The organism is Streptomyces sp. NPDC056361 (genome assembly GCF_042262805.1).
Classification (GTDB): Bacteria; Actinomycetota; Actinomycetes; order Streptomycetales; family Streptomycetaceae; genus Streptomyces.
The window spans coordinates 12,001-33,036 of record NZ_JBHJQI010000091.1 but is presented as its reverse complement, the minus strand read 5'-3'; the positions used below and the strand labels follow the sequence as shown (position 1 = coordinate 33,036).

General features: G+C 71.5%; 19 protein-coding genes, 1 pseudogene and 1 riboswitch. Of the genes and pseudogenes, 8 read left to right on the top strand and 12 right to left on the bottom strand.

The features are described 5' to 3' along the window. Positions 1–49: 49 nt before the first annotated feature. The gene (locus ACFCY7_RS26345; RefSeq protein ID WP_376488530.1) at positions 50–1,546 is read right to left on the bottom strand and encodes an alpha/beta hydrolase; all 1,497 of its coding nucleotides are present in this window, start codon (positions 1,544–1,546) and stop codon (positions 50–52) included. Between the two features lie 165 nt (positions 1,547–1,711). Between ACFCY7_RS26345 and ACFCY7_RS26340 the strand changes: the two genes are divergently transcribed. Further along, positions 1,712–2,629 (top strand): aldo/keto reductase, encoded by a 918-nt coding sequence (locus tag ACFCY7_RS26340; protein ID WP_376488529.1) that lies wholly within the window; start codon positions 1,712–1,714, stop codon positions 2,627–2,629. A 46-nt stretch (positions 2,630–2,675) separates the two neighbouring features. Here ACFCY7_RS26340 and ACFCY7_RS26335 read toward each other — a convergent pair whose 3' ends face one another. Then, positions 2,676–3,959: a KamA family radical SAM protein gene (locus tag ACFCY7_RS26335; RefSeq protein ID WP_376488528.1), complete on the bottom strand. Its 1,284-nt coding sequence runs from the start codon at positions 3,957–3,959 to the stop codon at positions 2,676–2,678. 554 nt (positions 3,960–4,513) lie between these two features. Here ACFCY7_RS26335 and ACFCY7_RS26330 point away from each other — a divergent pair. After that, positions 4,514–5,257 carry a class I SAM-dependent methyltransferase gene (locus ACFCY7_RS26330; protein WP_376488527.1) on the top strand — a complete coding sequence of 248 codons (744 nt, stop codon included), beginning with the start codon at positions 4,514–4,516 and terminating at the stop codon, positions 5,255–5,257. A 15-nt stretch (positions 5,258–5,272) separates the two neighbouring features. On the opposite strand, the gene ACFCY7_RS26325 is transcribed toward ACFCY7_RS26330, so the two are convergent. The 5 genes from ACFCY7_RS26325 to thrC form a co-directional block, all read right to left on the bottom strand. Further along, positions 5,273–5,743 (bottom strand): SRPBCC domain-containing protein, encoded by a 471-nt coding sequence (locus ACFCY7_RS26325; RefSeq protein WP_376488526.1) that lies wholly within the window; start codon positions 5,741–5,743, stop codon positions 5,273–5,275. 146 nt (positions 5,744–5,889) lie between these two features. Continuing rightward, a complete protein-coding gene (groL, locus tag ACFCY7_RS26320) occupies positions 5,890–7,518 on the bottom strand; it encodes a chaperonin GroEL (protein WP_376488525.1) in 1,629 nt (542 codons plus the stop codon). Positions 7,519–7,837: 319 nt separating this feature from the next. Beyond that, positions 7,838–8,041, bottom strand: a complete 204-nt coding sequence (locus ACFCY7_RS26315) for a cold-shock protein (protein ID WP_015035246.1) — start codon at positions 8,039–8,041, stop codon at positions 7,838–7,840. A 395-nt stretch (positions 8,042–8,436) separates the two neighbouring features. Further along, on the bottom strand, positions 8,437–8,715 hold the full coding sequence (locus tag ACFCY7_RS26310; protein ID WP_376488524.1) for a MoaD/ThiS family protein: 279 nt from the start codon (positions 8,713–8,715) through the stop codon (positions 8,437–8,439). 40 nt (positions 8,716–8,755) lie between these two features. After that, complete coding sequence (gene thrC / locus ACFCY7_RS26305; RefSeq protein WP_376488532.1) at positions 8,756–10,066, bottom strand: threonine synthase; 1,311 nt, start codon at positions 10,064–10,066, stop codon at positions 8,756–8,758. Continuing rightward, positions 10,060–10,206: riboswitch (SAM riboswitch) on the bottom strand. (Overlaps the previous gene by 7 nt.) A 148-nt stretch (positions 10,207–10,354) precedes the next feature. On the opposite strand from thrC, the gene ACFCY7_RS26300 reads away from it, so the two are divergent. From ACFCY7_RS26300 to ACFCY7_RS26290, 3 genes are all read left to right on the top strand, one after another. After that, a complete protein-coding gene (locus ACFCY7_RS26300) occupies positions 10,355–11,296 on the top strand; it encodes a glucosyl-3-phosphoglycerate synthase (RefSeq protein ID WP_376488523.1) in 942 nt (313 codons plus the stop codon). Positions 11,297–11,408: 112 nt separating this feature from the next. Beyond that, the gene (locus ACFCY7_RS26295) at positions 11,409–11,816 is read left to right on the top strand and encodes a hypothetical protein (protein ID WP_376488522.1); all 408 of its coding nucleotides are present in this window, start codon (positions 11,409–11,411) and stop codon (positions 11,814–11,816) included. A gap of 130 nt (positions 11,817–11,946) precedes the next feature. Then, the gene (locus ACFCY7_RS26290; protein ID WP_376488521.1) at positions 11,947–13,317 is read left to right on the top strand and encodes a trehalose-6-phosphate synthase; all 1,371 of its coding nucleotides are present in this window, start codon (positions 11,947–11,949) and stop codon (positions 13,315–13,317) included. Positions 13,318–13,376: 59 nt separating this feature from the next. Here ACFCY7_RS26290 and ACFCY7_RS26285 read toward each other — a convergent pair whose 3' ends face one another. Next, complete coding sequence (locus ACFCY7_RS26285) at positions 13,377–13,745, bottom strand: winged helix-turn-helix transcriptional regulator (protein WP_376488520.1); 369 nt, start codon at positions 13,743–13,745, stop codon at positions 13,377–13,379. Positions 13,746–13,842: 97 nt separating this feature from the next. On the opposite strand from ACFCY7_RS26285, the gene ACFCY7_RS26280 reads away from it, so the two are divergent. Next, positions 13,843–14,724: an NAD(P)-dependent oxidoreductase gene (locus ACFCY7_RS26280; RefSeq protein WP_376488519.1), complete on the top strand. Its 882-nt coding sequence runs from the start codon at positions 13,843–13,845 to the stop codon at positions 14,722–14,724. A 118-nt stretch (positions 14,725–14,842) separates the two neighbouring features. Next, positions 14,843–17,149 (top strand): immune inhibitor A domain-containing protein, encoded by a 2,307-nt coding sequence (locus ACFCY7_RS26275; protein WP_376488518.1) that lies wholly within the window; start codon positions 14,843–14,845, stop codon positions 17,147–17,149. 76 nt (positions 17,150–17,225) lie between these two features. Here the strand turns inward: ACFCY7_RS26275 and otsB are convergent, their stop codons facing one another. From otsB to ACFCY7_RS26255, 4 genes are all read right to left on the bottom strand, one after another. Further along, positions 17,226–18,074: a trehalose-phosphatase gene (gene otsB, locus ACFCY7_RS26270; RefSeq protein ID WP_376488517.1), complete on the bottom strand. Its 849-nt coding sequence runs from the start codon at positions 18,072–18,074 to the stop codon at positions 17,226–17,228. A 67-nt stretch (positions 18,075–18,141) separates the two neighbouring features. Then, positions 18,142–19,047: a hypothetical protein gene (locus tag ACFCY7_RS26265; protein WP_376488516.1), complete on the bottom strand. Its 906-nt coding sequence runs from the start codon at positions 19,045–19,047 to the stop codon at positions 18,142–18,144. Positions 19,048–19,219: 172 nt separating this feature from the next. Further along, positions 19,220–19,513 (bottom strand): DUF3263 domain-containing protein, encoded by a 294-nt coding sequence (locus ACFCY7_RS26260; protein ID WP_376488515.1) that lies wholly within the window; start codon positions 19,511–19,513, stop codon positions 19,220–19,222. A gap of 86 nt (positions 19,514–19,599) precedes the next feature. After that, positions 19,600–19,749: an Arc family DNA-binding protein gene (locus tag ACFCY7_RS26255; protein ID WP_376488514.1), complete on the bottom strand. Its 150-nt coding sequence runs from the start codon at positions 19,747–19,749 to the stop codon at positions 19,600–19,602. Between the two features lie 17 nt (positions 19,750–19,766). On the opposite strand from ACFCY7_RS26255, the pseudogene ACFCY7_RS26250 reads away from it, so the two are divergent. Next, positions 19,767–21,018 (top strand): annotated as a pseudogene (locus tag ACFCY7_RS26250) (RNA-guided endonuclease InsQ/TnpB family protein). The last annotated feature ends 18 nt before the right edge of the window (positions 21,019–21,036 follow it).

Genomic DNA, 21,036 nt, shown 5'->3' with positions numbered 1-21,036 from the left:
GGGCCGACACCAGTCGGCCGGGCCCTTCCCCGTACGCGGTAGCCCGTCGTCAGCGGCAGAGGACGTCCTCCGCCGGCCGCACCCCCTCCGTCAGGAAGCGGGTGACGGACCGGTCGCCGCAGGCGTTGCCGGTGCCGAGGTAGACGGCGTGGCCGCCCTTGTCGACGGAGACGAGGCGGGCGCGGTCGCCGAGGGCCTGGCGCATCTTGAGGCCGACGGAGTGGGGGGTGGAGGGGTCGCGGAGGTTCTGGATCATGAGGATGTTGGAGGGGCCGTGGTCGGTGATGCGGGTGGGCTTCTCGACCGCGCCGCCCTTCCAGAAGGCGCACGGCGTGATGTTCGACGGCATGCCGGCCGTCAGCGGGTGGCGGATCCGGTCGGCGGCGACGGCCCGCTCGTACGACGGGACGGAACGGGGCCAGTCCACGTCGTTGCAGATCACGCCCACGCTCACCGTCGCCGCCTCGTCGGGCATCGGCCCGGTCAGCTCGGGCGGCAGGACCGGCACGCCCTTCGGGTCGAGGGCCTGGGACATCAGACGGGCGAAGGACTCGAAGGCCGCGTCGGCGTACAGCGACTGCTGGAGGGCCTGGCGCAGGACCGTGCCCGTCAGCGGGACGCCGGGCGTCGACGAGGGGCGCGGCTCGTGATCGAGCCGGGCCGCGAGGTCGAGGAACAACGGCCCTACGTCCTCGGGACGTTCGGCGAGGCGGAGGGCGGCGGGCCGGGCCGGGTCGGACGCCCAGGCCGCGAAGTCGGGGAAGCGGTCGTCGGCGCCCCGCGCCATGCCCTCCAGCCAGCCGCGGGCCACCCTCTTCGGGTCGGGGTCGCTGCTGCTGTCCAGGACCCAGCGGTCGGTGCGCTCCGGGAACTTCTGCGCGTACACGGCGGCCACGTACGTCCCGTACGACACGCTCCACGCCGACAGCTTGCGCTCGCCGAGGGCCTGCCGCAGCCGGTCGAGGTCGCGGACCTGGTTCGCCGTCGTCAGGCCGCGCAGCATCGCGCCGCCGTTGCGCTCGCAGGCCTCCGCCATCCGGCGCGACCGGGCCGTGTTCTCCCCGATGCCGCCGTCGGCCGCGGGCCAGGACCGCAGGGTCACCAGCCGCCGGTCGTCCTCCGCGAACCCGCACCGGGCCTTCGCGGACCCGCCGACGCCCCGGGGGTCGAAGGCCACCAGGTCGTAGGCCCCGTTCAGCTCCTTCGTCAGGGCCGCGCCCTTCTGGCCGAGCCGCTGCACCCCGGAGCTGCCCGGGCCGCCGGGGATGACCATCAGCGTGCCGCGCCGCGCCTCGGGGCGGTCGCTGCGCAGCCGGGAGACGGCGAGCTGGATCTGCTCCCCGTCGGGGCGGGCGTAGTCCAGGGGTACGGAGAGCATCGCGCACTGCTGTCCGGGCAGCGGCTTCACCGCCGGGGCGCAGTCACCCCATTCGAGCCCCGTCGCCGCGGCGGCGGGAGCGACCCCGCCCCCGGCGAGGGCGACACCGGCCACGGCGGTGGCGGAGAGGGCGAGCATCAGGGCCTTGCGTCCACGGTTCGTCGTCATGCGCACAGCCTCCCGGACCGCGCGGACGGCTCCCATCCGGCAGACAGGCGGGTCGCGGGTGGGGCCAACCCCCCTACGGCCGCGTCCACTTCGAAAACTCCGGTGCGCCGGCCCCGCCGCTTCCGCACAATGACCGTTTCCCTCGAACCACAAGGTGGATCCCGCATGGAACCCGCAGCACACGCAACCGCCTCCGGAACCTGGCTCCTCGGCGGCGACCTGCCCGTCCACCGGATCGGCTTCGGCGCCATGCGGCTGCCGCAGCACGGCGCGGCGCTCGTCGAGAACGCCGTACCGATGGATCGCGACCGGGCGATATCCGTTCTGCGCAAGGCCGTCGACCTCGGCGTGAACCACATCGACACGGCGGCGTTCTACTTCTCGCCGCTGCGCTCCGCGAACGAGCTGATCAACAGCGCCCTCGGCGGGCCCTACCCCGACGACCTCGTCATCGCCACCAAGGTCGGCCCCGCGCGCGACCTCTCCGGCGCCTGGAGCGAGCACGCCCGCACGCCCGCCGCGCTGCGCGCGCAGGTCGAGGAGAACCTGCGGCAGCTCGGCCGGGACCGGCTCGACGTCGTCAACCTCCGCGTCCTCGGCACCGATTCGATCGCCGAACGCTTCGGCGCCCTCGCCGACCTGCGCCGGGCGGGTCTCATCCGCCACCTCGGCCTCTCCAACGTCACGCCCGACCAGCTCGCCGAGGCGCAGGCCATCGCCCCCGTCGTCTGCGTCCAGAACATGTACGGGATCGGGGTCCGCCCCGAGTACGAGGAGTTCGTCCGGCACTGCGGCGAGCAGGGCATCGCGTTCGTCCCCTTCTACGCGATCGCCGCCGCCGGCCGCGAGACGGGAGCGACCGCCGCCGAGCTCGACGAGGTCCTCGCCGTCGCCGAGGCCCACGGCGCGAGCCCGGCCCAGGTCCGCATCGCCTGGACCCTCCACCAGGGCCCCCACCTCCTCGCCATCCCCGGCACCGGCGACCCCGCCCACCTGGCGGCGAACGTCGCCGCCGGCGCCCTGCGCCTCACCCCCGAGGACCTCGCCCGCCTCGACGGCGCCCACCGGGGCGCCGCCGCCTGAGCGCCGGGGGCCGCCGCGGCCGAGCCCCCGTCCGGGGCCCGGCGCGTCAGCCCACCACTCCCTCCAGGGTCAGCGGCTTCCCCGGGATCAGGGCGCGGTCCCGGGGGCCGTACGGGATGAGCTCGTCCCACCATTGGGCCGCCGGGTCGAAGCGGGCGTGGGCGAGGGTTCCGACGAGGGACGGGTCGCGGGCCTGGAGGGCGCGGAGCGCGAAGGCGGGGCCTTCGGGGAGGTGGGCGATGCCGTCGAGGGCGAGTTTGCCGAGCTCGGTGGACATGACGGGGCCGCGCGCGGTGCGGGCGAGGCCCGAGACGCGGCGCATGGCGTCGGCGTGGACGTCGAGGGCGCGGGTGAGCGGCAGGCCGAAGTAGCGGCGCGGGCCCGTGTCGCGCTCCACGAACATGTAGTAGGGCACGAGCCCGAGTTCGACCTGCTCCTGCCACATGCGGGCCCAGACGTCGGCGTCGTCGTTGACGTGCCGGACGACGGGGGCCTGGGTCCGCAGGACCGCGCCGGTGGCGCGGAGCCGGCGGAGGGCGCGGCGGGCGGGCTCCGGGTGGAGTTCCCGCGGGTGGGAGACGTGCAGCATCAGGGCGAGGTGGCGGCCGGAGGCGACGACGCGCTCGAAGAGGCGGAGCAGGTCGTCGGCGTCGGGCGCGGTGAGGAAGCGCTCCGGCTCGAACGACACGGCCTTCGTGCCGATGCGGACGGTGCGGACGTGGGGCAGGTCGAGGAGCGGTGCGACGTACGTGTCGAGCAGCTCGGTCCGCATGACCAACGGGTCGCCCCCGGTGAGCAGGACGTCCGTGACCTCCGGGTGCCGCGCCAGGTGCGCGGTCATCACCTCGGGCCCGCCCACCGCCTGCCGGCGCGCCGATTCACCGGTGAACTGCGGCCAGCGGAAGCAGTACGCGCAGTAGCCGTGGCAGGTCTGCCCCTGGCGCGGGAAGACCAGCAGCGTCTCGGGGTACTTGTGCTGGAGCCCCCACCCGTCCTCGGGCACGTTCAGGTGCAGTTGGCCCCCGGGGTGCGGGTCGAGCCGCTCCCTCAGCCCGTCCACGACCAGCCGCAGCCGCACCCTGTCCCCGCTCCGCAGCGCCGCCTCGACGGCGGCGAAGTCGGCGGGCGCCAGCATGTCCCGGTGCGGCATGACCAGCCGGTACAGCGGATCGTCGGGCGCCCCCGACCAGTCCACGAGCTCGTCGGCCGCGTGCGCGCTGACCTTGAACGGCAGGACCCGGCCGACGACTTCGGCGTCGTGACCGAGCGCCGCCTGCCCCGTCCGCTCGGCGATCAGCCCCGCCAGCCGCCGCCCGGTGAACGAACTCACCTGTCGCCCACCACCACAACGTCCGCCATCCCCACGGCCCCTCCCCTCCGGTGTGCCGGTCCCTCACACCCGGGACGATGATGGGGACCCCGGCCGGAGCCGCCAATACCGCTAGCGGGGCCCGGAGTCGAGGGCAACCCGCCAGTCCGGCCAATCCCCTCCGTCACCTAACGGACAGATCCGGACAGCACCGGACACTCCCGCATGCCACTGGCGCCCCTTCCGGCCGGTTACGACCGCATTCACACCCCGACACTTTCGGCCGGGGCGCGACGGCGGGGCATCCGCCAGATTGACGCCTTTCCCTCCTGCCGCCACGGGCGGGACCCCGCGGGAAAACCTCTTGGATCAGTGGCCCGCGCCCCCCTCGAAACAGCCCCTCCCCGGGCCTGGAGGGGCCCTCCGAGGGGCGGGACGGCGGGGGTGGAGGGGCGGGCCCCACCCCTCGGCTCGCACCCCTTCCACGACCCGCACAGCACCCCCGTACACCACCCCTGACCTGGGCTTTTATCCCTCCCGCCAGTATTCTTGAGGGACTCGGAGGGGAGATCCACATGGACCGGAACATCCGCACGATCGACGACGTCATGACCCTGCTCGACGGCCTGTTCGCGCCCGACGCCGACCGGTGGACGGAGGCGGGCGCGGAGTGGTGGGACGGGTTCTACGCGGACCGGGGGAGGCCGGTGCCGTTCTTCGTCGGAAAGCCGGACGAGAGCCTGGTGTCGTACGTGGGACGGGGCCTGGTGCCGGGCGGCGGGAGGGCCCTGGACCTCGGGTGCGGGCCTGGCAGGAACACGCTGTACCTGGCGTCGCTGGGGTACGAGGTGGACGCGATCGACCTGTCCGCCGGGGCGATCGGGTGGGCCGGGGAAAGGGCGCGGGAGGCGGGCGTCGAGGAGCGCGTCCGGTTCGTGTGCGGGGACGCGTTCACGGCCGGCCTGGAGGGCCCGTACGACCTCGTGTACGACTCCGGTTGCTTCCACCACCTGCCGCCGCACCGCCGCGTCGGGTACCTCGCGCTCCTGGACCGGGTCCTGGCACCCGGCGGGCACTTCGCCCTGACGGCGTTCGCGGCCGGCGAGGGCGGAATGGGCTCGGAGCTGCCGGACGCCGACTTCTACCGGCGCGGGAAGCTGGAGGGCGGCCTCGCGTACTCGGACGACTCGCTGCGCGCCGTCTTCGCCGGCCTGACGGAGGTCGAGCTGCGGCGGATGCGCGACGAGCCCGCGGACTCCACCGCGTTCGGCGAGTCCTTCCTCTGGACGGGCCTGTTCCGGCGCCCCGCGCAGGGCTGACGCCCCGCGTGGCGCTCACATCGACGTCAGGTACTCCGCGAGCCGGTCGTACTGCTCCCGTACGCCGGCCTCCATGCCCGCGGCCAGGGCCTGGTCCCTGATGTCGTTCGAGGGCCAGAAGGACGTGCTGGTCAGGGCGGTGCCGCCGTCGGGTGTCGCGTCGAAGGCGAGGTTCACGCGGACCGGCTCGGCGTCCGGCATCTGCTCGAAGACCTCGGTGTAGTCGAGCCGCTCGACGGGGACGACGTCCTCGTACGTGCCGGAGAAGACGATCTCCTGCCCGTCCGGCGCGGCCTGTCCCCAGCGCCAGGCGCCGCCGGGCCGCAGGTCGATGTCGACGACCGTCGTCGTCAGGACGGCCGCCCCGTACCACTCCCGCACGTGCTCGGGGAGCGTCCAGGCCTCCCAGACCCGTGCCGGCGGGGCGTCGAAGGTGCGCGTGATGACCAGCTCGCGATCGGCCGGCGTCGTCAGCAGGGTGACCATGGTCGCGGCCCCTTCCGTACGGCCCCCGGGGCGGCCCTCCGCCGTGACCGCCTCTTCCAGCATCCGCCGAACGCCCGAGGGCGGCACCCCCTGGTGGGAGTGCCGCCCTCGGTCGCGTTCAGCGATGAACCACCGATCCCGGAGGATCAGAAGTCCATGTCACCGCCCGGCATGCCGCCGCCGGCCGGCGCGGACGCCTTCTCCGGCTTGTCGGCGATGACGGCCTCGGTGGTGAGGAACAGCGCGGCGATCGACGCGGCGTTCTGCAGCGCGGAGCGCGTGACCTTCGCCGGGTCGATGATGCCCTCGGCGATGAGGTCGACGTACTCGTTGGTCGCGGCGTTCAGGCCGTGGCCGACGGGCAGGTTGCGAACCTTCTCCGCGACGACGCCACCCTCAAGGCCGGCGTTGACGGCGATCTGCTTCAGCGGGGCCTCGAGGGCCAGCTTCACGATGTTCGCACCCGTGGCCTCGTCACCCGAGAGGGAGGCCTCGAGCTTCTCGAAGACGTTCGACGCCTGGAGCAGGGCGACGCCACCGCCGGCGACGATGCCCTCCTCGACGGCCGCCTTCGCGTTGCGAACGGCGTCCTCGATGCGGTGCTTGCGCTCCTTGAGCTCGACCTCGGTCGCGGCACCGGCCTTGATGACCGCAACACCGCCGGCGAGCTTCGCCAGGCGCTCCTGCAGCTTCTCGCGGTCGTAGTCCGAGTCGGAGTTCTCGATCTCGGCGCGGATCTGGTTCACGCGACCGGCGACCTGCTCGCTGTCACCGGCACCGTCGACGATGGTGGTCTCGTCCTTGGTGATGACGACCTTGCGGGCGCGGCCCAGCAGGTCGAGGCCCGCGTTCTCCAGCTTGAGGCCGACCTCCTCGGAGATGACCGTGCCGCCGGTGAGGATGGCGATGTCGTTCAGCATGGCCTTGCGACGGTCGCCGAAGCCCGGGGCCTTGACCGCGACGGACTTGAAGGTGCCGCGGATCTTGTTGACGACCAGGGTCGACAGGGCCTCGCCCTCGACGTCCTCGGCGATGATCAGCAGCGGCTTGCCCGACTGCATGACCTTCTCCAGGAGCGGGAGCAGGTCCTTCACGGAGGAGATCTTGGAGTTGACGATCAGGAGGTAGGGGTCGTCGAGCGACGCCTCCATGCGCTCCATGTCGGTGGCGAAGTACGCCGAGATGTAGCCCTTGTCGAAGCGCATGCCCTCGGTGAGCTCCAGCTCCAGACCGAAGGTCTGGGACTCCTCGACGGTGATGACGCCTTCCTTGCCGACCTTGTCCATCGCCTCGGCGATGAGCTCGCCGATCTGGGTGTCGGCGGCGGAGATGGAGGCCGTGGAAGCGATCTGCTCCTTGGTCTCGACATCCTTCGCCTGCTCGAGCAGGGCGCCGGAGACGGCCTCGACGGCCTTCTCGATACCGCGCTTGAGGGCCATCGGGTTGGCACCGGCGGCCACGTTGCGCAGACCCTCGCGGACGAGCGCCTGGGCGAGGACGGTGGCGGTGGTCGTACCGTCGCCGGCGACGTCGTCCGTCTTCTTGGCGACTTCCTTGACCAGCTCGGCGCCGATCTTCTCGTACGGGTCCTCGAGCTCGATCTCCTTGGCGATGGAGACACCATCGTTGGTGATCGTGGGGGCGCCCCACTTCTTCTCGAGGACGACGTTGCGGCCCTTGGGGCCGAGGGTGACCTTGACGGCGTCAGCGAGCTGGTTCATGCCGCGCTCGAGACCGCGCCGGGCCTCCTCGTCGAACGCGATGATCTTGGCCATGTGAAGTGGTCCTCCCGGACATGGGGTGGATAACGCTCCAGGACCGCGCCGATGCCCGCGACGGACGGCCTGCGTACCCGATGGTTCCTTGCCCCACCTGGCCGCGGGCCTCATCTGCCCGATCCTCGTAAGCACTCTCACCTTCCGAGTGCTAACGCCAATGATTAGCACTCGGCATAGGAGAGTGCAAGCGACTCTCGACGATCGGGATGGGACGGGAGGGGCGCACGGGGGCGCGCGGGAACGCACGAGGGGTCCGCATCCCCTCAGGGATGCGGACCCCTCGACGGCGTTGCGTCGGTGGCCGATCGCGCCGCGCTCAGACGGCGAGCTTGACCATGTCCGCCTGCGGACCCTTCTGGCCCTGCGAGATCTCGAACTCGACTCGCTGTCCCTCTTCGAGGCTGCGGTAGCCATCCATCTGGATCGCGCTGTAGTGGACGAAAACATCCGCACCACCGTCGACCGCGATGAAGCCGTAGCCCTTCTCCGCGTTGAACCACTTGACGGTGCCCTGAGCCATGCCTAACTCCCCTATTACTGGCCCTTGCGCGGGACCGCACTTCGCGGACCCGGGTCAGACCCTGCGCCGGAACGCGTCGACCGCCGCTGAATGTATCTGCCCAACTGCCCTCTGCAACAGGTCATTCGAGCGGGAATTCTCGGCACGACGGAAAGGGGAATTGGGGAGAATCCCCTGGATGCCGGGGCAAGTCGGGCCCGGCAAAAGGCGCAGAACGTACACAACGCGCAGGCACTTTGGCTGCTTCTTGTCGTGCGGGGACGCTTTCTCATATGCGTCCGGCATGCGCAGCGGAGGGGACTTCCCCAACTCTACCCCGCTCAACCATGCAGAATTGCCCCTTCCGCTTATAGTCGCGGAAGGGGCAATTCAAGAAAGACGGGGCAGGGAACGGCTCAGCAGCCGCCGGCCACCGCGGGGATGATCGAGACGCCGGCGCCGGCCGGGGTGGCCGTCTCCAGGCCCTGCTCGAAGCGCACGTCGTCGTCGTTCACGTAGACGTTGACGAAGCGGCGCAGCTTGCCCTGGTCGTCCAGCACGCGGGCGGCGATGCCGCTGTGGTTCTTCTCCAGGTCGGCGATGACCTCGGCGAGGGTCGCGCCCTCGGCCTGGACCTCGGACTGACCGCCCGTGTAGGTGCGGAGGATGGTGGGGATGCGGACGTTCACGGCCATGTCTTCGTAACCTTTCGGAGGACCGGGAAAGCGGGCGGGCTCAGACTGCCAGGCCGGCGTCGCGGAACGCGTCCAGGCTCGGGCGGATGGTGACGGTCGCCTGAGAGGTGTCGGCCACCGCGTCCAGGGTCTTGAGTCCGTCGCCCGTGTTGAGGACGACGGTGGTCAGCTCGGGGTCGATGAGACCCGCCTCGACGAGCTTCTTCGTGACGCCGACGGTCACGCCGCCCGCGGTCTCGGCGAAGATGCCCTCGGTCTGCGCGAGCAGCTTGATCGCGTCCACGACCTGCTCGTCGTTCACGTCCTCCACGGCACCGCCGGTGCGGCGGGCGATGTCGAGGACGTACGGGCCGTCGGCCGGGTTGCCGATGGCGAGCGACTTGGCGATCGTGTTCGGCTTCTGCGGGCGGACGACGTCGTGGCCGGCCTTGAAGGCGACGGAGACCGGGGAGCAGCCCTCGGCCTGGGCGCCGAAGATCTTGTACGGCTTGTCCTCGACGAGGCCCAGCTTGATGAGCTCCTGCAGACCCTTGTCGATCTTCGTGAGCTGGGAGCCGGAGGCGATCGGGATGACGAGCTGGTCGGGGATGACCCAGCCGAGCTGCTCGCAGATCTCGTACGCCAGCGTCTTGGAGCCCTCGCCGTAGTACGGGCGGAGGTTGACGTTCACGAAGCCCCAGCCCTCGCCGAGCGGGTCGCCGATGAGCTCCGAGCAGAAGCGGTTGACGTCGTCGTAGTTGCCCTCGATGGCGACCAGGTCACCGCCGTAGACACCGGCCATGACGACCTTGCCCTGCTCCAGGTCGTGCGGGATGAAGACGCAGGAGCGGAAGCCGGCGCGGGCGGCGGCGGCGCCGACGGCGCCGGCCAGGTTGCCGGTGGACGAGCAGGACAGGGTGGTGAAGCCGAAGGCGCGGGCGGCTTCGAGGGCCTGCGCGACGACCCGGTCCTTGAAGGAGTGGGTCGGGTTGCCGGAGTCGTCCTTGACGAACAGCTTGCCGGGGGCGACGCCGATCTCGCGGGCGAGGTTGTCGGCCTGGACGAGCTTGGTCCAGCCCGGGTTCAGGTTCGGCTTCTCGGCGACGTCGGCCGGGACGGGCAGCAGCGGGGCGTAGCGCCAGATGTTGGCGGGGCCGGCCTCGATCTGCTTGCGCAGCGCCTCGGGGTCACCGGTGGGAAGGTCGTACGCGACTTCGAGAGGTCCGAAACAGAGTTCGCAGGCGAAGATCGGACCGAGCGGGAAGACTTCACCGCATTCGCGACAGGAGAGCCCGGACGCGGGACCGAGGTCGACGGTGGTGGCGGAGGCGACAGTCTGTGCAGCCATGGAGGCGAGGCCCTTTCTCCTCATCTTTCCCATGACGAATTTTTCGTCATGAGACGGATTTGGCACCTTCCCTAGCCGGGGACCTCGCTGGAGGACGAGACAAACCGACTGGAGGGTTGCCGGGGCTTCAACGGGCCGTTTCCCTCTGCCCCTCTGGATGAGCGGTATTCGATTGTGAAGCGCGATGGACTTCGTTCCTGCGCTCCGACGCGGTCGGCACCCCGACGTGCATCGGGGATCCGCGTTGTTCAAGACTGTAACCGAAGGCCCGGAAGCTTGGACGGGCCGTCCGTAACGCGAGATGGAGATCACGTGCTGGAAGAGGTGGAGCGCTGGCTGGACCGCCGGTCCTGGTCCGTGGCGGACCGGCCGCTGGAGCGCATCCTCGCCGCCAAGCGCAACACGAGGGTCAGCGTCGTGCTGCCCGCGCTGAACGAGGAGGCGACGGTCGGGGACATCGTCGCCGTGATCCGCCGCGAGCTGATGTCGGAGGCGGTGCCGCTCGTCGACGAGCTGGTGGTGATCGACTCGGGCTCCACGGACCGCACGGCGGAGGTCGCGGCGGCGGCCGGGGCGCGGGTGGTCGCGCGCGACGCGATCCTGCCGCGGATACCGGCCGTCCCCGGCAAGGGCGAGGTCCTGTGGCGGTCACTGATGGTGACGAGCGGGGACGTCGTGTGCTTCGTCGACGCGGACCTGCGGGACTTCTCCGCGGACTTCGTCACCGGGATCGTGGGCCCGCTGCTCACCGACCCGGACGTCGACTTCGTGAAGGCGATGTACGACCGCCCCTTCGGGGACACTCCTGGTCAGGGCGGCCGGGTCACCGAGCTGGTGGCGCGCCCCCTCCTCAACCTCCACTGGCCGCAGCTGGCCGGCTTCGTGCAGCCCCTCGGCGGCGAGTACGCGGCGCGGCGCTCGCTCCTCGAACGGCTGCCGTTCCCGGTCGGCTACGGAGTGGAGTTGGGGCTGCTCGTCGACGCGCTCCACACGGTCGGCCTGGACGCGCTCGCCCAGGTGGACGTCGGGGTGCGCAAGCACCGGCACCAGGACGGTCGGGCGCTGGGCCGGATGGCCGCCGCGATCTACCGGACGGCGCAGCTCCGGCTCTCCCGGGGCCACCTCGTACGGCCCCGGCTCACCCAGTTCGAGCGCGGCGAGAAGGGCTTCGAGCCGCGCACGTACGACGTGGACACGGAGGAGCGCCCCCCGATGGCCGAGATCACGGAGTACGCGCAGCGCCGGGTGGCCTGACCGCCGCATGGCCTGACCGCCGGGCGGGCGCGCCGCCGGGCGGGCGCCGCCGGGCGGCTCGCCGCGTGGCGTAGCACCCTATGATGATCCGCTTTGCCTACATTGCCCTTTTATGCGCTTCAGACGACATCACCTGGGCAGAGTACTGGCGGCCATCGGCCTGACGGCGGGCTCGCTCGCGTTCGCGGCGGCCGGACCGGCCGGCGCGGACGCGGTCGAGCCCTTCGGCAAGCGGTACGACGCGTCGCCGTACGGCGACTCCACCGCCCTCGGCAACACGGTCACGGGCTGCCCCACGACCCCCGCCGACCTGGCCGCCCTCTGCGCGACGGCGGCGAGCGGCCGGGGCGCCTCCCCCGCTCCGCCGGCCCCGGGCCCGCAGGGCGGCCACTCCTCCGGTTCCATGGCGGAGACGGGCGGCAACGGCGAACGCCTCTGGCTGCTCGGCGCCCTCGCCGTGGCCCTCGCGGCCACCGGCCTGGTGGCGAAGGCGGCCCTGCGCGGCAGCCGGCGCGACTGACGGACCGGCCGCCGAAGCCCCCGGCCACGCCCCTGCCCAAGCCGCTGACCTGCGACGACTCAGCGTGGCCGAATCAACCTGTCTCGTATACGTACGTTTGAGCGTTTACGGGACGGGCTAGGTTCGCCACATGGCTACTGTGCTCGTGGCATCCAACCGGGGCCCCGTCTCGTACGTCCTCGGCGACGACGGCTCGCTCGACGCCCGCAGGGGCGGCGGCGGCCTGGTCTCGGGGCTGAGCGCCGTGTCCGCCCAGGAGAGCCTGTGGGTGTGCGCGGCGCTCGGCGAGGGCGACCGCGAGGCCGTCCGGCGCGGCACCGGCGAGCCCGGCGTCCGCATGCTCGACATCGACCCGGACGTGTACGCCGACGCGTACAACGGCATCGCGAACTCGGTGCTCTGGTTCCTCCACCACCACCTGTACGACATCCCCCGCGAACCCGTCTTCGACGCCGCGTTCCGCCGCCGCTGGGAGTCGTACCGCGCCTACAACCGCGCCTTCGCCGAGGCCCTGGCCGCCGAGGCGGCGGACGGCGCCGCGGTCCTCGTCCAGGACTACCACCTGGCCCTCGTCCCGGGTCAGCTCCGCGAGCTCCGCCCCGACCTCCGCATCGCCCACTTCACCCACACCCCCTGGGCCTCCCCCGCCTACCTCCGCATGCTCCCCGACGACCTCCGCGAGGAACTCCTCCGGGGCATGCTCGGCGCGGACCACCTCGGATTCCACACCCGGGCCTGGGCCTCGGCCTTCACCGAGTGCGCGGGGCCCGCCGGCCTCGGCCGCTCCGAGGTCGCGGTGCACCCCCTCGGCGTCGACGGCGACGAGCTCCGGTCCCTCGCGTACCGCCCCGAGGTCGACGAACGCCTCGCCGAACTCCGCAAGGAGGTCGGCGACCGCAGGACCATCGTCCGCGTCGACCGCACCGAACTCTCCAAGAACATCCTCCGCGGCCTCCTCGCCTACCGCGAGCTCCTCACCACCCACCCCGAGTGGCGCGACCGCGTCGTCCACCTCGCCTCGGCCTACCCCTCCCGCCAGGACCTGGAGTCCTACCGGTCGTACACCGCGTCCGTACGGGAGCTGGCCGACGAGATCAACGCCGAGTTCGGCACGCCCGAATGGCAACCGGTCCTCGTCTCCGTGAAGGACGACTTCACCCGCTCCCTCGCCGCCTACCGCCTCGCCGACGTCGCCCTCGTCAACCCCGTCCGCGACGGCATGAACCTCGTCGCCAAGGAAATACCCGTCGTCTCCGAATCCGGCTGCGCCCTCGTCCTCTCCACCGGCGCCGGTGCCCACGAGGAGCTCAAGGACGACGCCCTGACCGTCAATCCCTTCGACGTCTCCCAGACCGCCACCGCCCTCCACACCGCCCTCTCCATGCCCCCCGCCGAACGCACCACCCGCACCACCCACCTCGCCACCGCCGCCACCGCCCTCCCACCCCAGCGCTGGTTCCTCGCCCAACTGGAAGCCCTCGGCGGCCCGGACGGGACCTAGGGCCTGTCGTCACGCCCGCGCAGCGCCCGCGGCGGGCGTTCGGTCGGGCAGTCGAAGGCTCAGGCGGTCGGTGGCGTGGGGCCCGCGCCACCGACCTGCTGCCGTTCGCGGCCCCACGCCGCCAAGGGCTCCAGTGCCTCGTTCAGGCGGATGCCGTCCTCGGTGAGGGTGTACTCGACGCGGGGCGGGACCTCGTCGTAGGAGGTGCGGTGGACGATGCCGTCGGATTCCAGCTCGCGGAGGTGGGAGGCGAGGACCTTCTCGGTGATGCCGGGGAGGAGGCGGCGGAGTTCGCCGAAGCGGCGGTGGGGCTGCTGGTGGAGGGCCCAGAGGATGAGGACCTTCCACTTGCCGCCGATGACCTCCATGGTGGTGTCGATCCCGCAGACGTGCCCGTCCTCGCCGACGGGCCGGTTCAGCGTCGCCATGTGTCCACCCCTCTGACCTGTTCGCTCACCTCAGGGTAACCACCCACTCGAAAGTGGGTACTTGAGCAGGTCAGGGGCCTCGATCAGCCTTGCGGGCATGACGAAGAACACCACCGAGAAGCCCCCGGTCTCCCTCCTCGGCCTCGGCGCGATGGGCACCGCCCTGGCCCGCGCCTGGCTCACCGCCGCCCATCCCCTCACCGTCTGGAACAGGACCGCGGCCCGTGCGGAGGCGCTCGGAGCCGAGGGGGCGAAGGTCGCGGGGACCGCGGCCGGGGCCGTCGCGACGAGCGGACTCGTCGTGCTCTGCCTGCTCGACGACGAGTCGGTCGGCGCCACGCTCGACGGCGTCGACCTCACCGGAAAGGACCTGGTCGACCTCACCACGACGACACCCGCCCAGGCCCGCGCCCGCGCGGCGTGGGCCGAGCGGCGGGGCGCCCGTTATCTGGACGGCGGGATCATGGCCGTACCGCCGATGATCGGGGTCCCGGAGGCCGGCGGTTACGTGTTCTACAGCGGGTCGCGGGAGTTGTTCGAGCGGCACCGCGAGGTCTTGGCCGTGCCGGTCGGCACGAAGTACGTCGGGGAGGACGCGGGGTTCGCGGCCCTGCACGATGTGGCGCTGCTGAGTGCGATGTACGGGATGTTCGCGGGGGCGGCGCACGCCTTCGCGCTGATCCGCCGGGAGGAGATCGACCCGGTGGCGTTCGCGCCGCTGCTCGCGGACTGGCTGGGTGCCATGGCGCAGGGCGTGCACGGGACGGCGGCGCGGCTGAAGAGCGGCGACTACGGGAAGGACGTGGTGTCGAACCTCGCGATGCAGGTGGCCGGCACGCCGACGTTCCTGGCCACGGCGGAGGGGCAGGGGGTCAGTCCGGAGCTGATCCGGCCGTACTTCGAACTGATGCGGCGCCGCCTCGAAGCGGGCGGCGGGGAGGAGGATCTGACGGGCGTGGTGGATCTCCTGCTCCGGTAATCGGTACGACCTCTCCCCTGAGAGGTCGTCTCGTGTCAGACTCTGCGGCGATCGTTCCCCCAAGCGATCCGTTTTTCCCCATGAGGCACATGAGGCAAGCGGAAGGATCGCAAGAGACGTGAAGAAGATTGTCGTGGGCATGACCCTCGGGTCGGCGCTCACCGCACTCCTCGCCGCGGGGCTCGCCCCCGCCGCCGCGCAGGAAGCCAAGGACGCCGCACCGGCGGGCGCGAAGGCGCACCGGCCCGACAACCGCCCCGGACCGCTCACGAAGCAGCGCACCGAGCTGCGGGAGAAGGCGATCGACCTGATCGCCAAGGGCAAGGCGAAGGCGAACGCCAAGGGCGTCGTCGAGGTCGCCGACGGCAAGTTCGTGGAGACCGAGACCACCACCGCCCAGCGCCAGGAGAAGATCTTCACGATCCTCTCCGAGTTCGGCGACCAGGGCTCCGGCAAGCTCGGCACCACCCCCGGACCGCTGCACAACCAGATCCCCCGGCCGGACCGGGCCAAGGACAACTCCAACGCCTGGACCGCCGACTTCTCGAAGCCGTACTACGAGAACCTCTTCAACGGCCCCGGCGAGTCGATGAAGACCTACTACGAGAAGCTGTCCGGCGGCCGCTACTCGGTGACCAACACCGTCGAGGACTGGGTCAAGGTCCCCGGCAACGCCTCCACCTACGGCGACAACGCCGTCGAGGACACCGGAGGCTCCTGGGCCTTCATCCAGGACACCGGCGACGCCTGGTGGAACGCGCAGATCGCGGCCGGCAAGTCGCCCGCCGAGATCGACGCCCACCTCGCCCAGTTCGACGTCTGGGACCGCAACGACTGGGACCACGACGGGAACTTCGACGAGCCCGACGGCTACATCGACCACTTCCAGGCCGTGCACGCCGGCATGGGCGAGGACGCCGGCGGCGGCGCCCAGGGCGAGGACGCCATCTGGTCGCACCGCTGGTTCGTGAACGGCGACGACTACGGCCTCACCGGCCCCGACGTCTCCGGCACCCAGAACAAGGGCGGCGGCGCCCGCATCGGCCAGTCCAAGTACTGGCTCGGCGACTACACCACCGAGGGCGAGAACGGCGGACTCGGCGTCTTCTGCCACGAGTTCGGCCACGACCTCGGCCTGCCGGACTACTACGACACCGACGGCGGCGAGAACTCCACCGCCTTCTGGACCCTGATGAGCTCCGGCTCCTGGCTGAGCCACGGCGCCGCCGCGAACGCGGGCATCGGCACCCACCCGGGCCTCATGGGCGCCGAGGAGAAGCTCTTCCTCGGCTGGCTGGACTACAGCGACGCCCCGCTCGGCGCCGACGGCACGTACACCCTGAACCCGGCCCAGCTCCAGGTCACCGGCAAGGACCAGGCGGTCCGCGTCGCGCTCCCGGACAAGACCAGCAGCACCACCTACGCCACGCCCACCTCGGGCACGCACGCCTGGTGGACCGGCTCGGCCGACGGCCTCAACCAGTCCCTCACCCGCTCCGTGCCGGCCGCCCCGAAGGTGACCGTCAAGGCGAGCGCCTGGTACGAGATCGAGGCCGACTTCGACTACCTCTTCGCCGAGTACTCCCTCGACGGCGGCGCCACCTGGGCCCGCACCGGCGACCCGGTCTCCGGCTCCTCCGCCGGCAAGTGGACGACGCTGCGGTACACGTACGACTCCGCCGGCAAGCCGTCCCTCTTCCGCTTCCGCTACCAGAGCGACGGCGGCGTGCACTTCGCCGGCGCGTTCCTCGACGACGTCACGCTGACCTCCGGCGGTACGAGCCTGGCGGCGGACGACGTCGAGAACGGCGCGAACGGCTGGACCGCACAAGGCCGCTGGAAGATCTCCACCGGCACCGAGACGGCCACCTCCCCGCGGTACTACCTCCTGGAGAACCGCGAGTACGTCGGCGCCGACGCGCTCCTCGCCGAAGGCCCGTACCAGTTCAGCAAGGGCATCACCGCCCCCGACTGGGTCGAGTACTTCCGCTACCAGAACGGCCTGCTCGTCTGGTACGTCGACCGGTCCTTCGACGACAACAACGTCAGCAAGCACCCCGGCGGCGGCTCGGCCATGGCCGTCGACGCCCGACCCGCCCCCTTCAAGTACGCCGACGGGACCGCGCCCACCAACCGGCGCCAGCCCTTCGACGCCACCTTCGGCCTGGAGGCCACCGACGCGACCTGCCTCCACAAGGAGGTCCTCGTCGGCAAGGGCGGCAACAAGACCGTCGAGACGCAGGCGGCCTGCGCCCCCTCCGTCCCCGGCATCCCGGTCTTCGACGACACCGACCCCAACGCCTACTACGACACCACCGCCCCGCAGGCCAGCGTCAAGGTCGCCGGTCACGGCGTACGCGTCACCGTCACCGGCGACGCCGGCGACGACCTGACGATCAGCGTGACCAACCCGGCCGCGCACTGACCACCGACCCACCCGACGGGGCGGTACGGGAAGGCCCTCGGCCCTCCCGTACCGCCCCTGCCGTCTTCCGGAACCCTCAGACCGCGCCTTCCCGCACCGCTTCCGCCAGGTCCGTCAGGAACGCGACCACGCCCGACGGGCCCTGGACCGAGAGGTCGGCGCGCTCCTCCAGCTCCGGGACCTCGGCCGAGCCGCTGCACACGAGCAGGCCGGGCGTGCCGTCGGAGCGGAGCTTCTCGACCGCGGCGAAGGCGGGCAGGTCGCCCAGGTCGTCGCCCGCGTACAGCACGGACCCGGCCCCCACCTCCCGTACGTACTCGGCGAGCGCCACTCCCTTGTCCATGCCGGGCGGCCGCAGCTCCAGCACCATGCGGCCCGGCTCCAGGACGAGCCCGTGACGGGTGGCGAGATCGCCGAGGGGGCCCTTGAGCGCCTCGAAGGCGCTTTCCGGGTCGAGGGCGCGGCGGGTGTGGACGGCGACCGCCCGGCCCTTCTCCTCGATCCAGACACCGGGCCAGGCGCCGGCCCGGTCCAGGAAGCCCGGGAGTTCGGCGCGGACGGAGGCCACGCCCGGGTGCGGGGCGGCGGCGTGGACGGTCCCGGTGACGGCGTCCCAGCGTTCGGCGCCGTAGTGGCCGAGGACGACGAGGTGCTCAAGGCCCGGCACGCCGGCGAAGCCGCCGTAGCGGACGGCGACCCCGGCGGGGCGGCCCGTCACGACGGCCACCGACGCGACCTCGGGAGCGAGCGCGGCGAGCGCCGCCACGGCGCCCGGGTGGGCACGGGCCCGTTCGGGGTCCGGGACGATCTCGGCGAGCGTCCCGTCGAAGTCGAGGGCGACGACGGCGCGCGCGGGCCGCGCGAGGAGCGCGTCCAGACCGTCGCGTCCGGCGGGGGTGGTCGGGTGCGGAAGGCTGCTGACCATGCTCCCGACCCTACCGACGTACGGCTGCCGCGTCAGCGGGGCCGACGTCACCCGCGGCCCGCGGACGTCAGCCGGCGGGGACGACCCTGACGCCGCTGAGGGACGTGTAGGGCGGGCCCATGGTGAGGACGTGCTGGTCGCCGGTGACGGGGTCCACCCGGAACACGGTGGGCTCCCTGGTCAGCGCCTTGTTGTCGGTGACCAGCAGGGTGCCGTCGGCCTGGATGGCGATCGCGGCAGGGGTGTCGAAACTGCCGCCGGAGGACACGGTGGTCTGCTCCCCGCTCACCGGATCCACCTTGATCACCCCACCGACGAAGCCCTCGAACGCGTTGGCGTCGACGACCACGATGTTCCCGTCGTGGTCGATCACCACGTCCACGGGACTGCGGAGACTGCCGCCGGACGAGATCACCGTGCGCGCACCGCTGACCGGGTCGATCCGGACCACTTGGGGCGCGGGAGGCTCCGGGACGGGGCCGGCCTGTTCGACCGTCACGATGCTGCCGTCGGCCTCCACGCACAACCCGCAGGGGCGCAGAGGATCGGACCTGCCCTCGCCCACCGACAGGACGGTCTGCTCCCCGGTGACGGGGTCGATCCGGATGACGGCGCCCTGGCCCTTGGAGAAGAGATCGGCCACGAGGACGCTGCCGTCGCCCTCGACGGCCACGGCGATCGGGCTCACGAGGTTCCCGTCGGACGACACCACCGTCTGCTTCGTCGTGCCGTTCGACCTGGAGAGTCGCAGCAGCGTGCCGCCGCCGGGATGGTGTCGGTCCTTGGTCACCAGGACGTTGCCGTCGGCCTCCAGCGCGATCCCGGTGGCTCCCACGAGGTCGCCGCCGAGGGCGAAGAATCCCCGCAGTCCGGTCGCCGGGTCGAAGTAGTGCACCCCGCCCTGGCAGCCGAAGGTGGACGAGTCGGAGAGCAGGACGGTGCCGGCGGGGAGCGTGTTGTTGTTGGTGGTCACGACGGCTCCTTGAGAAGGGGAGCGAGGGGGACCGGGCCACTCAACCCCAGGCCCCGCCACCGCCCGCCGCACTCGGCCCTCGCCACGCCGCCCAGCAGGCGGCGAATCGTCCGATCGCAGCACAGAGGGGCGGACGGACCCGCGCCCCCGGCCGCGATCCGCCGGCCACCCCCTACCGCCGCCGCTGCTTCTCCTCCCGGACCCGGCGCAGCCGGTTGACCGTGATCGGGTCGTGGGCAAGGGCGCGCGGGTCGTCGAGGAGGGCGTTGAGCAGCTGGTAGTAGCGGGTCGGAGAGAGGCCGAGCCGCTCCCGCACGGCCCGCTCCTTGGCCCCGGGGCCGGGCCAGGAACGCCGTTCGAGAGCGAGGAGCGCCTGCTCGCGCGGGGGGAGGGCGGTGGCGTCGCCATCGCCGTCACCAGAGGCAGCAACGTCGTCAGCCGGTTCCCGGGCGTCGTCGGTGGTCATCCGGACTCCTTCGTGGATACCCCCACCTTCCCGTGGGGGAGCAAACGAAGCACCTGCGGAGCAGGGCAGGGAAAGGCGGATCAGCGTCAGGGCGATTCGTCGTCTGCCACCGGAGTGGGCAGCGCGCCCTCCAGCAAGTACAGGATCTCAGCGTTGATCGACCTGCGGTCCGCCGTCGCCTGCGCGACGAGACGGGCGTGGAGATCTTCGGGAATGCGCAGCGCGAAACGGATCATGACGCTACTTTGACATCATGGCGACATCAAAGGAAGCGGGAGAGGCCGGGCACGCCCGGTTCACCTATCGCCTCCGCGCGTCGTCCAGTGCGAGGGCCGCCCTGGAGACGGAGTGGGCGCGGTGCCGGTGGATCTGGAACGAGTCCGTCGCCAAGTCCCTGCAGACTCATCAGAACAATCGGGCGCGGCCCGAAGGCGCGGCCGAGTCGACGTGCGGCCCGGTTCAGCTCGCGAGGATGCTGACCGAGGCACGCGCCGAGAACGAGTGGCTTCGCGAGGGCGCCTGCGTTCCGCAACAGCAGTTGATCCGCGACTTCGGAAAGTCCCGCGCCAAAGCCCTCAAGGACATCAAGGCCCGGCTTCCCATGCGGCAGCGGGCGGGAATGCCGAAGTACAAGAAGAAGCGCGAAAGCGCACCGACGCTTGAGTACACCCGGCGCGGCTTCCGATTGAAGGACGGCCGCCTGCACCTGGCGGGCGGCATCGTGGTCACCGTGGTGTGGTCGCGTGAACTGCCTTCCGACCCGTCCAGTGTGCGCGTCTACCGCGACAGCCTCGGGCACTGGTACGCGTCGTTCGTCGTCGCCACCGAGAACGAACCGTTTCTCGCCACGGGAACGGCAATCGGCATCGACTGGGGTGTGAAGGAAACCGCTGTCACCACCAGCGACGCACACGATCTCCCCCACGCCCAGCACGGGAAGAACGCCGCACAACGCCTCGCCCGGTATCAGCGGATGATGGCTCGGCGTAAGCCGAAGCGAGGCCAGGCCGCCTCCAAGGGATACCGCACGGCGAAGCGCCAGACAGCGAAGTTGCACAAGAAGGTCGCCCGTCAGCGTCAGGACACGGGCCGAAAGTGGGCCAAGAAGGTCGTCCGCGACTTCGACCGGCTCGCGGTGGAGGACTTCCGCCCGAAGTTCCTCGCGAAGACGACCATGGCCCGCAAAGCCGCCGACGCGGCCATCTCCGCGACGAAGACGGCCCTGATCGAGATGGGCCGCAAGCACGGGCGCGGGGTGCACCTGGTGCACCCCGCCCACACCACGATGGACTGCGCAGACTGCGGAGCGAGAGCCAAGCACGCACTGCCCCTGTCCGAACGCACCTACACGTGCACCGCGTGCGGAGCCTCCCGACCGAGGGACAAGAACTCCGCCCGCGTGATGCTCGTCCGGGCTGGTCTCGAACCCGGCTGGCGTTGATCTTGCAAGACCTGCCGGACCGCCGGTCCCCGGGCGAAGTGAGCCAGGAATCCCGTTCCCTTAGGAGCGGGAGCAGTCAAAC

Bases quoted from the DNA above. Each gene is read 5' to 3' on its own strand.
- ACFCY7_RS26345 (WP_376488530.1), bottom strand. From the start codon at position 1,546: ATGACGACGAACCGTGGACGCAAGGCCCTGATGCTCGCCCTCTCCGCC.
- ACFCY7_RS26340 (WP_376488529.1), top strand. From the start codon at position 1,712: ATGGAACCCGCAGCACACGCAACCGCCTCCGGAACCTGGCTCCTCGGC.
- ACFCY7_RS26330 (WP_376488527.1), top strand. From the start codon at position 4,514: ATGGACCGGAACATCCGCACGATCGACGACGTCATGACCCTGCTCGAC.
- ACFCY7_RS26325 (WP_376488526.1), bottom strand. From the start codon at position 5,743: ATGGTCACCCTGCTGACGACGCCGGCCGATCGCGAGCTGGTCATCACG.
- groL (WP_376488525.1), bottom strand. From the start codon at position 7,518: ATGGCCAAGATCATCGCGTTCGACGAGGAGGCCCGGCGCGGTCTCGAG.
- ACFCY7_RS26315 (WP_015035246.1), bottom strand. From the start codon at position 8,041: ATGGCTCAGGGCACCGTCAAGTGGTTCAACGCGGAGAAGGGCTACGGC.
- ACFCY7_RS26310 (WP_376488524.1), bottom strand. From the start codon at position 8,715: ATGGCCGTGAACGTCCGCATCCCCACCATCCTCCGCACCTACACGGGC.
- thrC (WP_376488532.1), bottom strand. From the start codon at position 10,066: ATGAGGAGAAAGGGCCTCGCCTCCATGGCTGCACAGACTGTCGCCTCC.
- ACFCY7_RS26295 (WP_376488522.1), top strand. From the start codon at position 11,409: ATGCGCTTCAGACGACATCACCTGGGCAGAGTACTGGCGGCCATCGGC.
- ACFCY7_RS26290 (WP_376488521.1), top strand. From the start codon at position 11,947: ATGGCTACTGTGCTCGTGGCATCCAACCGGGGCCCCGTCTCGTACGTC.
- ACFCY7_RS26285 (WP_376488520.1), bottom strand. From the start codon at position 13,745: ATGGCGACGCTGAACCGGCCCGTCGGCGAGGACGGGCACGTCTGCGGG.
- ACFCY7_RS26280 (WP_376488519.1), top strand. From the start codon at position 13,843: ATGACGAAGAACACCACCGAGAAGCCCCCGGTCTCCCTCCTCGGCCTC.
- otsB (WP_376488517.1), bottom strand. From the start codon at position 18,074: ATGGTCAGCAGCCTTCCGCACCCGACCACCCCCGCCGGACGCGACGGT.
- ACFCY7_RS26260 (WP_376488515.1), bottom strand. From the start codon at position 19,513: ATGACCACCGACGACGCCCGGGAACCGGCTGACGACGTTGCTGCCTCT.
- ACFCY7_RS26255 (WP_376488514.1), bottom strand. From the start codon at position 19,749: ATGATCCGTTTCGCGCTGCGCATTCCCGAAGATCTCCACGCCCGTCTC.